Here is a 13,433-nt window from a genome sequence, read left to right on the forward strand (position 1 = left end):
TCCGCTAAGAGGACACCAGCTCTTTACAAGATCATGAAATACTCATGTTTAACATTTACAATCCTCTGCATTTTTTGCAGTTCTATCCTCGCTTCAGCAGGGATGGCACAAAAATTAGAGAAAACTACGGTTAGCATTACCCTCAATAAAGGCCGTAAGATGACCGAGATCATCAAAGAAATTGAATCCCGTACCGGAATTAGTTTCGTGTACAATCCAGATCAGCTGCAACAAAAAAATATGTTCTTAAGCGGCGATTTTAATACAGAACCCGTAAGATCACTTTTAGACAGGCTTGGTTTGCAGGTTTTGGAAAAAGGTGGATATGTGATTTTAAACAATGCCGTGATGAATAAGCCTGACCGGGTAGTTACAGGCGTAGTAAAAGATACCACAGGTTTGGCACTTCCAGGTGTTTCGGTGAAAGTATTGGGCACACAAAGTGGTACTATTACCGATGGAAATGGTGCTTATCGCATTGCAGTTGGCGCTGATGCTGTGCTGTCATTCTCCATGATCGGTTACCAGACCAAAGAAGCAAAAGTTGGCGAAAACCAGGTTATTAATATTGTTTTGAAAGAAGAACGCTCCACACTTGCCGATGTAGTGGTTGTGGGTTATGGTACGCAGAAAAAAGAAACCTTAACCGGGGCAATTAGTATTGTGGGGATGGATAAACTTTCTTCACGTTCGTTAAACAGTGTAGGTGAGGTGCTTGCCGGAAAAACCCCGGGTGTTATTGTTACTAATGAGGGGGGCGATCCAACTTCTACACCGCGTATCAACGTTCGTGGCTCAGGTGGTCTTAATGGAGAAAATGTGCTCTACGTAATTGACGGATCCATTTTTTCGGGTACGCCACAGCTTAACCCTAACGATATCGAATCCATTTCGGTGCTAAAAGATGGATCGGCAGCGATTTACGGCGCAAGAGCTTCAGGAGGTGTAATCTTAATTACGACCAAAAAAGGCAAAAATGGTAAAATGCAGATCAGTTTTGATGCCAAGGTAGGCCAACAAAGCGCCTGGAAAAAGCTAGAACCCCTAAATGCACAGCAACGTTCACAGGTGGCAGCAACAGCGGCCAAAAATGGGGGAACTACGATTTTGCCTTCCTTTGATGCCGCAAAATACCCTGACGGACAGATTACCCGCACCAATTGGATGGACGAGGTTTTTAGGGATGGATTGTTACAGGACTACAATGCCGCAATAAACGGTGGTAGCGAAAAATCGAACTATTATCTAAGTTTTAATTACCGCAATGCAGAAGGTATTGTGTTAAACACCAAAGCCAAACGTTACAACTTCAGGATCAATACCGAACATGAGGTGACCAATTGGTTAAAAGTTGGCGAAAACCTTTCTTATAGCAGTACAAATGGCAATGGTGCAAACACCAGCAGCGATTACACAGGAGCCTTGCTATCGGCCATTTATTACCCAACCAATGGTACGCCTTATAATGCCGATGGAAGTTTTGCAGGTTTGCCAGGACCGTATGCAGGAGATTACGGGGATGTAGTTAACCCTGTTGCTGAGTTGAAACGTATCGATGTCAATAACCCTATAAATGTGCTGGTAATTAATCCTTACGCCAATATTAAACTGGCCAAAGGTTTAACCTTCAGGTCTAACTTAAGCATCACCAAAACAGATGCTTCATTTAAAAGCTTTACACCTAAAAGACCTGAGGTGGGAAAACCAGTACTAAGTAATAGTTTACAAGAAAGTAGTAACCGTAATAGTGATTTCCTAACAGAGCAGGTATTAAATTACAAAACTACCTTTGGTAACCATCAGCTCGATCTTACCGGTGGTTATTCATTTCAAAAAACGCAGTATAGAAGTTTATTTGCTTCAGGATCTGGTTTTGATGATGAATCGCCACAATACAGGTATTTGATGAATGCTACAGTAATACAGCCTTCATCGAGTGGTTATATTGCACAGGCACTTTCATCACTGTTTCTGAGGGCGAACTATAACTATCGTGAAAAATATTTGGTATCGTTAATCGGTCGTCGTGATGGATCATCGTTACTCACCAAAAATAACAGGACCCGGAATTATGGTTCGGCTTCGGTTGGATGGGTAATGAGCAAAGAAGATTTTCTTAAAGATGTAAGTTGGTTAAATGAATTGAAATTAAGGGGCAGCTACGGCTTTCTCGGTAATTTAGCTTCACTAACTACCGATGCAGTTAATCCATTATTAACGCCGACGCAAAGTTATTTTGGGCAAACGCCAACTTTGCAAAATGGTTATGTGCAAAACATTTTGGCCAACCCTAATATAGCATGGGCAGAATCAAAACAAACCAATCTTGGTGTTGATGTGGCGGTACTGGGACGGATAAATCTTTCAGCAGATTATTTTATCAAAGAAATCGATAGAATGATCTTAACCAGAACATTGCCTGGAACGGCAGGTTTAAATACTCAAATCATTAATGCAGGTAAGGTAAAAGATAAAGGTATTGAGTTAGGGTTAACTTACAACAGTGATAAAAATACAGCTTTTACCTACTCGGTAAATGCTACTTTAACCAAAATAAACAACAATATAGAAGAACTTATACCGGGTATAGAAAACCAGGTTGTATCTACCAATTTCAGGAATGAGGTTGCTCCCCTTACCAATAGGGTAGGACAGCCGTTATATAGTTATTTTGTATTAAAAACAGATGGCATTTTCCAGAGTCAGGCAGAAGCCGATAACTACAAAAATGCTAAAGGAACCAAGATTCAGCCGAATGCAAAAGCAGGTGATTTTAAATTTGTTGATATCAACGGCGATGGATCTATCGATAGTAAAGACCGTTATTTCGCTGGCAGCGCTTATCCTGATTTCTCTTACGGATTGAGCTTTAATGCAAGTTATAAAAACTTCGATTTCAACATTTTTGCGCAAGGTGTACAGGGTAATAAATTGTTTAATGCGGTAAAACGTACTACTTATAGTGCCAGTGGGCCATCTTACAACAAACTGGTCGGTATTCTTGATGCCTGGTCGCCAGAGAATCCAGGAGGCAAAGTACCGATTATTTCGACCAGCGATGCCAATGGAAACTTTGCAGCTTCTGATTTTTATATCGAAGATGGTTCTTATCTGCGCATCCGCAACGTAACCCTGGGTTACAGTTTGCCAAAATCAATCGCCAATAAATTAAAAACAGGTGGGGTAAGGCTTTATGCTACGGCAAACAATCTTTTTACCATTACTAAATATTCAGGCTTTGATCCGGAAATCGGAATGGACAACAACGGAGTGGATGTTGGACGATATCCACAAGCCAGAAGCTTTATCCTTGGTTTAAGTGTAAATCTATAATCACAAAATAACAATGAAAACGAATTTAAAATATATGGCATTTGCCGCCCTTGCTTTTTTCTCTTCATGTACAAAAGAACTTGATATTGTGCCTGAAGGATCTCCATCAGCACAAAATTTCTGGAAAACCAAAGAAGATGCTGTAAAAGCAGAAGCAGGGATGTACGAAAACTACAACGCCGAAGACTTTTATGGTCGCGGGATGTTCTGGTTTATCAATGCCAGCGATGATATGGTTACTGGCCGCAACAAGCCAGAGGCCGATAACATTAAAAACTTTAACCGTACTTACGTAGGCGGTGGTTATACCGAAACGCAGTGGAGCATGCGTTATGCCATCATCAAACGTGCCAACGATATCATTATCAATGTACCAAAGATCAATATGGATGAAAGTTTAAAGAAACAGATTATTGGCGATGCTTATTTTAATGCAGGTTTGGTTTATTTTCAGCTGGCTGCAAATTATGGAAACGATAAAGCGGGTGTACCAATTGTTAAGCCTGAAACCGATGCATCTCAGCCCATTCCCCGCGCCAGCAATGTAAACGAGAACTACGATTATATTATTTCACTTTTATTAAAAGCAGCCGATAACCTTCCATTATTCTCTGCAATGAAAGCTGCAGATTATGGTAAAGCGCACAAAACTGCTGCATGGGCCTACCTATCTAAAGTGTACCTGTACAAAAAAGATTATGCCAATGCCGCTAAATATGCCGATATGGTCATCACTTCAGGTCAGCATGATTTAATTAATACGGGTTTTGCCGATGTTTTTAAAGCGTCAAACAACTGGTCTAAAGAGTATATCTGGTCGGTAGTTTGTACGCCAAGCGGTGGCGGAACAGGCTGGGGCAGCAAGCTCCCTGGTGTAATGTTAACCAATAAAGCATGGGGTATTTACAATGGATGGGGCTATTACCTGCCAACCAAAGAACTTTACGATTCTTACGAAACTGGCGATCAGCGCCGTGAAGCCACTATTTTGAAACCTGGCGATAAATTTATGTTCTTTGGTGCTGAGCGTAGCTTTACCAAAGATGCAGGAGCGACTTCAAATTACCAGTTTAAAAAATACATGGAGCCGTTTTCTTATGCCAACCCAATTCCCACACATGTTAACCCTAACGGTGATAATGGAACTACGGATTTAAATGTGCCATTAATGCGTTATGCCGAAGTTTTGCTGATTAAAGCTGAAGCTGCCATTAACCTTAGCGGTGCAGGAGCGGGCGATACCGAACTGAACAAAATCAGGCTTCGTGCAGGTTTAAGTACTAAAACAGGAATGACGATTGATGACCTTAAACGCGAACGCCGCAATGAGCTTGCCGGAGAATGGGCAGATCGTCACCGCGATTTAGTAAGATGGGGTGATGCACAATCCACTTATGCTAAACCATTACACGATTTTGATGGAACTGTAATCTGGCCGGCAAGAACTTTCAATCCACAGGTACACGATGTTTGGGCGGTGCCACAAAGAGAAATCGATAACAGCGCAGGTGTAATTAAACAAAATCCAGGATGGTAAAAAAAATAGGGATAAACTTTGCAGTGCTGGCCTTTGTGCTGGGGCTGCAAATTGCATCAGCCCAGGTAAAGCTAAGTGCGAACCGTGGCCATAGCCATAACGATTATAAGCAGGAAATACCCCTTTTATCGGCATATTATGCCGAAATGGGATCTATTGAGGCGGATGTATTTTTAAAAGACGGACAATTATATGTAGCACATGAAGCTTCAGAAATTAAGCCTGGTTTTACACTTAAAAAAATATACCTCGATCCGCTGGCTCAATTTTTTAAAGCAAAAGGAAATCATCCTTATACCAACACTGGCTTAAAACTGCAATTGGTAGTTGATGTAAAAGAAGATTACAAGCATGTACTCCCTGTATTACTAAAAGAACTCGAAGGTTATGCTGAGGTATTCGATGCAAAAAAGAATGCCAATGCAATTAAAGTAGTGGTTAGTGGTGATATGCCTGCACCAGCCGATTTTAAAAATTATAATGAGAAATTATTTTTCGACGGCAGGCCAACAACCACTTATACTGATGCGCAGTTGGCAAGGGTAGCGATGATCAGCGATGATTTGAAAAATCATACTGTATGGAATGGAAAGGGTAATCCTACCAAAACTGATGAAGCAGAGATGAGAGCCACGATAGAGCAGGCACATCGTAAGGGCAAACCTTTCCGCTTCTGGGCTTCGCAGGATAGTCCGAATACCTGGATTGTGCTCGAAAGGCTTGGTGCAGATTGGATTAATACGGATAAACCGACCAAACTGAAAGATTTTTATCTTCATCAGGATAAATTGAGTTATACCAATCCAAAACCATATACGGCCTATACACCAACTTATAAAACCGACGGACAAAACAAAGCACCCAAACATGTCATTTTGTTAATTGGTGATGGGATGGGGCTGGCTGCAATCCACGCTGGCTTGATTGCCAATCATGGAGATCTGAACATGGCAAAGTTCCATTACATTGGTTTTTCTGAAACCGCTGCTGCTGATGCCGGAAACACTGATTCTGCTGCGGGAGGTAGTGCCATGGCGATAGGTTATAAAACCAATAACCGTTACATTGGTATCGGACCTGATGATCAGAGTAAAACCAATTTGGTTGATACCCTATCCCTTTTCGGTATCAAAAGTGGTATCATCACCGCAGGCGATTTGACTGATGCAACACCAGCAGTATTTTACGCCCATCAGCTGGACCGTTCATACAACGGCGCAATTGCGAATGATCTGTTAAGCAGTAAGGCAGAAGTTTTAGTCGGTTCTAACCGCAAAGCTTTCGAGCAGAATAAAAACAGCAGGCTTTTGCCAGATCTAAAAACTAAAGGTTTTCAGGTAACAAATAGTTTAACTGATTTTGAAAAGCAACATGAAGGTAAACAATTGGTTTTGCTGGATGATTCGGCTACCCGGCCTGTAATAAAAGGCCGTGGCGATATGCTTAAAAAATCTTTATCACATACCACGCAGATTTTATTGAAAAATAAACCTGGTTTCTTCATTATGGCCGAAGGTGCACAGATCGATTACGGTGGTCATACCAACGATCTGCCTTATCTTGTTACCGAATTACACGATTTTGACCGTACCGTTGCCGAAGCTCTTCGCTTTGCTGATCAGGATGGTGAAACATTGGTTATCGTAACTGCCGATCATGAAACCGGAGGATTAACACTTTTAGATGGTGCCGCCGAAAAAGGAATGGTAAGGGGCGAATTCAGCACCAATGATCATACCGGTATTATGGTTCCGGTGTTTGCCTACGGGCCTGGCTCGCAAAACTTTACTGGTGTTTATCCTAATAACCAGATTTTTCATAAAATCATCAAGGCTTATCGTTTAGCGAAGGCTAAATAAAAAAAGAATAAACCAAATCGCAATGGCGTGTTTGTATACCAGAGCACAATGTCATTAACCACTGATGCACACAGATAAACACGGATCTATATCTGTGTGCATCCTTTTTATCTGTGGTCAAATATATTTACCTGTACCTAATGCTTAACTTATGCCATTATTTACAACACTACTTTTAATTAGTGTTGAGTTAACATATGGCTAATTTATATCATAATAAGGTATAAGTTGAAAATAATGTATAATTAGTAAGTCTGTTAATACCGTAATTTTACCCTTTCTGTGCCTTTCTGTATGGATTCGGATTAAGATTGTTAAGTTTGGTATAGCCTATCTAATTTGCCTATGTATTACAGTTGTGCAATTGTTGACGATGAACAGCACGCCATTGATGTACTTCATGATTATATTGAAGACACCGGTTTTTTGAAACTGTTTAATATCTTTAATGATCCCATTGATGCTTTAAAAACAATTAGTGCCGGAGATAAAATCGATTTTCTTTTTTTAGACATAGATATGGATGGAATGAAGGGAACTGAATTATCACGACATCTCCGCTCTAAAGCCAGGTTTGTGATCTATGCATCTTCTCATCTTGAAAATGAGGTGAGAAAAATAGATTCTAGCTTTGACTGTTATCTGGGCAAACCGATCTCAATGAAACGTTTTGCAGGTACCATTGATAAACTGATAAGACTTAATAATCTGCCGATAAACAATTGAAATAGTTTATGATCGAACTTACTTACCTTTTTAAACAGGAATTTTTAGACGATGTATCCTATCAGTTAATCCGGGCAGGTACGAAAGATCCTTGGCTAGTATTATCCGGATGCAAAGTGCTGGGTATTATCGATGAAGTTGAAGGCACATGGACACAAATTGTTGGTGAAGATATTCCTCCAATGGCTGTTAAAAAGATGGGTGATTTAATTAGTATACAGCAATTTAGCTGGTTGCCAGATCTGATTAAAAAACAATGGCCAAAATACGTACTCGATGTAGTTGTAGAAAATCTAGAATGTTACGAAATAATTTGCCATGCTGAGACTTGTTTTAAACGTTTTTTACGACGCTTTATACCAGGCATTCATGCGTTGGCGCAAAGAGAATCGGCCCTTGTTTTTAAAGTGAGGTGCTTTGGGAAATCGGATTGTTATGAGGTGTTTAAAGCGCCAGCCGCCGACCGGTACGTTTAATATTTCCAAAATATTTTAAGGTAAATACAGCTGTATTTCAAAAATTATATTAATTTCTACTTGTTTTAAGCGCTGATGTGAATGTAATATTTAAATTTGGCCCGATAAAACAACCCTCAATATGACCTTTGTAGAAAAATTGGAGGCCTTACGCCAATTAATGCTTGCTCAACAGGTAGATGCTTATATTATTACCGCTGCAGATCCACATATCAGTGAGTATTTACCGGCACATTATAAGGCTATACCTTTTGCTTGCGGATTTACAGGGTCGGCTGGTACGCTGGTCATTACTCAGGATTTTGCAGGTCTGTGGACTGATTCGCGATATTTTACACAGGCTGAATCAGAATTGAGTGGTACTGGTTACGAATTGGTAAAGTTAAAAGTGCCACATACACCAGAATATATCAATTGGTTGCTCGAAATTTTGCCAAATGGTGCAAAAGTAGGTTTTAACCACGAACTCATTACGGTGGCATTAGCACTTGAGATGCAGAATAGTTTAGCCCACCGTGAAATAGAAATCATAGATATTGATTTTGTAAGTACGATTTGGCAGGATAGGGTAGGTCTACCTGCAGAAAAGGCTTTTTTAATTGATGAAGAAGCTGCGGGCCTTAGTATTACGGCTAAAATAAACGAAGTAAGAGCGGCGTTAAAAACAAATGGAGCGGATTATCATTTTATTTCTTCGCTTGATGACATCGCATGGCTTTTTAACTTAAGGGGAAAAGATGTAGATTATAATCCTGTAACTCTAAGTTTTGCTTTAATAACACCTGCAGCGGTAAAATTCTTTATCGACAAGCAAAAGCTATTGCAAACTGATATTAATATTTTAAATAAGCAGGGCGTAACTTTGCATCCTTATGGTGATGTAGCTGAGGCATTAAAAAATCTCACTAAAGACGCTAAGATTTTTATCGATCCAAAACGTACCAGTTTCGGCTTGTTTGAATGTTTGCCAAAAAGTTCCAAGATAATTCAGGGAATTAATCCAAGTACGCATTTAAAGAGCTTAAAGAATAATACTGAAATTGATCACATCCGCAAGGCGATGTTGCAAGATGGGGTTGCTTTAACCAGGTTCTTTAAATGGATGGAAGATCATTTGGGCAAAGAAAAAATTACAGAATGGTCTGCAGCAGAGAAATTGGCCAAATTTAGGGCAGAACAAACATCTTTCGCGGGTTTGAGTTTTAATACCATTGCTGGTTATAATGCTAACGGGGCCTTGCCACATTATAACGTAACTGCAGAAAGTGATCAGGAAATTTTAGGTAATGGTTTGTTTCTTGTCGATTCGGGAGGTCAGTATTGGTATGGTACAACCGATATTACCAGGGTAATGCCTATTGGTAATTGTTCAGCAACTCACGCTGATGATTATACTTTGGTACTAAAAGGCCTGATTGAAGGTTCTAAACTAATTTTTCCCGAAGGTACCAAAGGTTATCAAATCGATTCCATCTGTAGAAAACCGCTGTGGGAACACGCTATAAATTTTGGTCATGGAACAGGGCATGGTATAGGTTTTTTCCTCAATGTACATGAAGGACCCCAGAATATTAGTCCGGCAAATGTAGATGTTGCCTTTAAGTCAGGAATGGTAACCTCCATCGAACCTGGGATTTATCGTCCTGGGAAACATGGCGTGCGTATTGAAAATCTGGTTTTATGTGTACCTAAGGGAAATAGTGAATTTGGCGATTTTCTCACTTTTGAAACTTTAACTTTATGTTTTATTGATACCACCATCATTAATAAAACACTTTTAGCAGCAGATCAAATCACCTGGTTAAATCAATACAATCAAATGGTATCTGAGAAGCTTCAACCCATGTTATCTGATAAAGAAGCGGAGTGGTTGAAATTAAAGTGTCAGCCTATTTAATCATTTTCTGGCAATGATTCTAAAGAATGGTCGTCATTCCCGCGCAGGGCTTTCATTTGGACACATCTTTTGGTTTGGGTTTTTTATACGTTTTGCTAGCTTGCTTTAATAAATTACAGGTTTTACCGAAGAACGCCGTCAATCCCAAGGGCCAGGGAAATCAAAAAAACAGGATTAGTTCATTACAACTGGCACGAACAAACCTGAAACGCAGTGGTTTTGTGTTCATAACCGATGATTTAATTTTAAAAAAGGATTGAACACAAAACAAAGTGCCGCTGTTTTTTTGATATGCGTGAGATTGTGTAAAGGGCGCATTGCTGGATTGACAAAGCGCTTTGGGTACTTTGGCGCTCCAAAATGCGCCAGCATTCTTGAGCACAGCTAAAAACAACTTGATCTGCGAAAAACTACCATGCCACCGCGCCATAGAGCGGAAAACAACAACATTTATCTCCAAAGTATATTTTTTAAGATATCAAGGATTGCTATTAGCAGGAAAGATGCTGAAATAAATCTGATAGCTATCATATGCTAGGTTTTTCCTCATGTATGATAATCAGCGCTTTTTGCGTAATCTGCGGGATAACATAATACCCGAAGGCCAAACTTCCCGTAAATACACCAATTCTTTACCGATTTTGCGTTATTTATAACTTCCATGCCCGCTTTACTTTTTAAAGTTTATTTTTGATTAACTACATTCCTAAATCTGCTTTTTCGCTATGATTATCGAACCAAAAAAGAAAAGAGTCTTATCCATAATAACTTTTAAAGCAATATTTTGCTGTATTTTAACTTTTATAAATATTGAGGTCATTCAGGCGCAATCGCCATGGATTGCTTTAGGCAAAAAGCCATCCACTTTGGGTTTGGAAAATGGTTTTTCGACTTACAATGCCGGGGCATTTAATCTAAAGCTCGTTAAGTCATCGCAAACCGTGGCAGGTCTTCAACCTAAAATGGTTAAAGATTTCGATTTTGTACCCAGCGATAGTTTAAAAGTGCGGAGTTCTGATGGTTTGTACCATTTGGGCGATATCAATTTAAAATTGCGCAATGTTGGTGAAGAAGCCTGGAAAAACTATAGCACTGCGGCAAAACGAAGCCCTATAAAAAATATAGTGCCAGGAAAAAATGTACTCGCCGCTGCCGATCTTGCTGCAACACTTCCGGCTGATATTCCATTGCAGGTTAAAAGGATCTGGGAAATGTTGAACGGAAAGCTAGTGCTGCGCTTCGAGCTAAAAAACAAGACCGATAAAAACGTCGAAATTGGTGCGCTTGGGATCCCAATGATTTTCGATAATATTTTAGAAGGCCGTACATTGGAGCAAACTCATGCTAAAAATGTATTTTACGATCCCTACATCGGGAAAGATGCTGGTTATTTGCAGGTTACCCGCTTAAGTGGGCATGCGCCTTCTTTGCTGGTTGCGCCATTAGGACATACACCATTTGAAGCTTATAATCCGCTTAATGACGACCGCACACCAAGGGGAATTGCTTTTGAAGGCTTTTACGAATGGATGGTGTATAGTAAAGCTTATGCTGAAAACGAATGGAAAAATGCCGAGCAATGGAATACGGCAACTTCAACCTTTTTAAAGCCTGGTGAAAGCCGGAGTTATGCCCTTCAGTTTATCCTTTCAGGAACCGCAAAAGATATAGAAAGCAAACTGATCGAAAATAAAAGGCCGGTTGCCATATCCGTTCCAGGTTATGTACTGCCTAAAGATGTGGAAGGGAAATTGTTTATCAACTACTCAAAAAAGGTTAAAACTATTCAGGTTCAACCTGAAAATGCCTTAACAATAGTTGCATCAGGCACAACCAAAAATGGTTGGAAAAGTTACGCGGTTAAAGGGAATACTTGGGGTAGAGCAAGATTATCTATTACTTACGAAGATGGATTGGAACAAAGCATAAATTATAAGATAATACAGCCAGAAAGCGAAGTAATAGCCAGTTACGGCAATTTTTTAACCACTAAACAATGGTTTAACCAGGCTGATCCTGTTTTTAATAGAAGTCCTTCTGCCATTACCTATGATAATGAAAAACAGCAGCAGGTAATTCAGGATAACCGTGCCTGGATAGCGGGTTTAAGCGACGAAGGTGGGGCAGGATCGTGGTTAGGTGCAATAATGAAGCAGTTCGTGCAACCCAAAAAAGAGGAGGTTGATAAACTGAAACAATTTGTTGATAGTGTAATGTTTGGGAGGATACAACTTAAAAATGGTCCTCAGAAATATGGGGTAAAAAAGAGTTTATTTTATTATGCGCCAGATTCGCTGCCTAAAGGTACTTATGATGCAAATATCAATTTTAAAATATGGTCTGCATGGCCAAAAAAAGAAGCTGATAACCTGGGACGGTCTTATAACTATCCACATGTCGCGGCAGCCCATTGGGTAATGTACCGGTTGGCTCGTAATTACAAAGGACTTGTTGACGAACAAAGCTGGAAACAACATCTTATAGATGCTGCTGAAACAGGTATGGCTATGGTTAATATTGCTCCTTATTATGCGCAGTTCGGTCAGATGGAAGGTACAGTCTTTTATCTCATCTTAAACGATCTTAAAAACGAAGGACTAACAGACGAAGCAACCAGGCTGGAAAATGAAATGAAGAAGCGAGCCAATCACTGGCGATCTTTACAATATCCATTTGGTAGTGAGATGCCTTGGGACTCTACAGGTCAAGAAGAGGTTTATGTATGGTCGAACTATTTTGGTTACCAGGATAAAGCGAATGTAACGCTTGATGCGATACTAGCTTATATGCCGGTAGTACCGCATTGGGCTTACAACGGTAATGCCCGAAGATATTGGGATTTTCTTTATGGAGGTAAACTCTCGCGTATCGAGCGGATGATCCATCATTACGGTTCGGCGCTTAATGCCATTCCTGTGTTAATGGATTACCGCAAAAATCCCGGCGATTTCTATCTATTAAGCGCCGGTTACGGTGGGTTATTGGGTTCGATCTCCAATATCACTCAGGAAGGTTTTGCGCCTGCAGCCTTTCATGCTTATCCATCCACCTTAAAAAATGACGGCATTACCGGCGATTATGGATCTGGCTTTTTTGGCTACGCTGTTAATACATCATCATACATTTTACAGCATCCTGAATTTGGCTGGTTAGCTTTTGGTGGTAATCTGAACAAAAAGGGGAACATTATCAATGTTAAATTAACCACGGCGGCAAAATCGTCGGTTTACATTGCGCCTGCCGGGCTTTGGATTAGTCTTGATGCCGGAACCATTGATGAGGTTGATTATAATACGGTAAATGGTGAAATTCGCTTGAAATTGAGTAAAGCGGATGATTATACACCTCATGCGATGTTGAGGTTAGCTCAGCCTGCTAAGGTTAATGGCATTGGTGTTTATTCAATAAAAGGCAATGGCATGAAGAAAAGGGGAGGATACGAATTTCTGCTTGCAAAAGATCATACAACTGAAATCATACTTCAACGATAATATCAATTCATCTACCTTTCTGAGCCTCGTGAAATAAAATTTACGGGGCTTTTTCGGATAATCAATGTATAAATGATGTAGATTTTTCTTGTTTATAACGAGGATGATGATAAA

Annotated in this window: 7 protein-coding genes; all 7 read left to right on the top strand. The window is 40.0% G+C overall.

The window, feature by feature from the left end; genetic code table 11:
• The first annotated feature begins 102 nt into the window (after positions 1-102).
• The 7 genes from BCL90_RS24380 to BCL90_RS24415 all read left to right on the top strand — a co-directional run bounded on the left by BCL90_RS24380 (position 103) and on the right by BCL90_RS24415 (position 13,319).
• The gene (locus BCL90_RS24380; RefSeq protein WP_244095145.1) at positions 103-3,333 is read left to right on the top strand and encodes a SusC/RagA family TonB-linked outer membrane protein; all 3,231 of its coding nucleotides are present in this window, start codon (positions 103-105) and stop codon (positions 3,331-3,333) included.
• Between the two features lie 13 nt (positions 3,334-3,346).
• A complete protein-coding gene (locus tag BCL90_RS24385) occupies positions 3,347-4,870 on the top strand; it encodes a RagB/SusD family nutrient uptake outer membrane protein (protein ID WP_121287914.1) in 1,524 nt (507 codons plus the stop codon).
• The gene (locus tag BCL90_RS24390; RefSeq protein ID WP_244095144.1) at positions 4,864-6,729 is read left to right on the top strand and encodes an alkaline phosphatase; all 1,866 of its coding nucleotides are present in this window, start codon (positions 4,864-4,866) and stop codon (positions 6,727-6,729) included. Before BCL90_RS24385 ends, BCL90_RS24390 begins: the two co-directional genes overlap by 7 nt.
• Positions 6,730-7,074: 345 nt before the next feature.
• Positions 7,075-7,455 carry a LytR/AlgR family response regulator transcription factor gene (locus BCL90_RS24395; RefSeq protein WP_121287915.1) on the top strand — a complete coding sequence of 127 codons (381 nt, stop codon included), beginning with the start codon at positions 7,075-7,077 and terminating at the stop codon, positions 7,453-7,455.
• A gap of 8 nt (positions 7,456-7,463) precedes the next feature.
• Positions 7,464-7,931, top strand: coding sequence for a hypothetical protein (locus BCL90_RS24400; RefSeq protein ID WP_121287916.1), 468 nt, complete (start codon positions 7,464-7,466; stop codon positions 7,929-7,931).
• Between the two features lie 121 nt (positions 7,932-8,052).
• Positions 8,053-9,828 (top strand): aminopeptidase P family protein, encoded by a 1,776-nt coding sequence (locus tag BCL90_RS24405; RefSeq protein WP_121287917.1) that lies wholly within the window; start codon positions 8,053-8,055, stop codon positions 9,826-9,828.
• A gap of 725 nt (positions 9,829-10,553) precedes the next feature.
• The gene (locus BCL90_RS24415) at positions 10,554-13,319 is read left to right on the top strand and encodes a DUF5695 domain-containing protein (protein WP_121287919.1); all 2,766 of its coding nucleotides are present in this window, start codon (positions 10,554-10,556) and stop codon (positions 13,317-13,319) included.
• Positions 13,320-13,433: the final 114 nt, after the last annotated feature.

Origin of the sequence: Pedobacter alluvionis (genome assembly GCF_003664035.1) — a bacterium.
In the GTDB taxonomy this organism is placed as follows: Bacteria; Bacteroidota; Bacteroidia; order Sphingobacteriales; family Sphingobacteriaceae; genus Pedobacter; species Pedobacter alluvionis.

Bases quoted from the DNA above. Each gene is read 5' to 3' on its own strand.
- BCL90_RS24400 (WP_121287916.1), top strand. From the start codon at position 7,464: ATGATCGAACTTACTTACCTTTTTAAACAGGAATTTTTAGACGATGTA.
- BCL90_RS24405 (WP_121287917.1), top strand. From the start codon at position 8,053: ATGACCTTTGTAGAAAAATTGGAGGCCTTACGCCAATTAATGCTTGCT.
- BCL90_RS24380 (WP_244095145.1), top strand. From the start codon at position 103: ATGGCACAAAAATTAGAGAAAACTACGGTTAGCATTACCCTCAATAAA.
- BCL90_RS24390 (WP_244095144.1), top strand. From the start codon at position 4,864: ATGGTAAAAAAAATAGGGATAAACTTTGCAGTGCTGGCCTTTGTGCTG.
- BCL90_RS24385 (WP_121287914.1), top strand. From the start codon at position 3,347: ATGAAAACGAATTTAAAATATATGGCATTTGCCGCCCTTGCTTTTTTC.
- BCL90_RS24395 (WP_121287915.1), top strand. From the start codon at position 7,075: ATGTATTACAGTTGTGCAATTGTTGACGATGAACAGCACGCCATTGAT.
- BCL90_RS24415 (WP_121287919.1), top strand. From the start codon at position 10,554: ATGATTATCGAACCAAAAAAGAAAAGAGTCTTATCCATAATAACTTTT.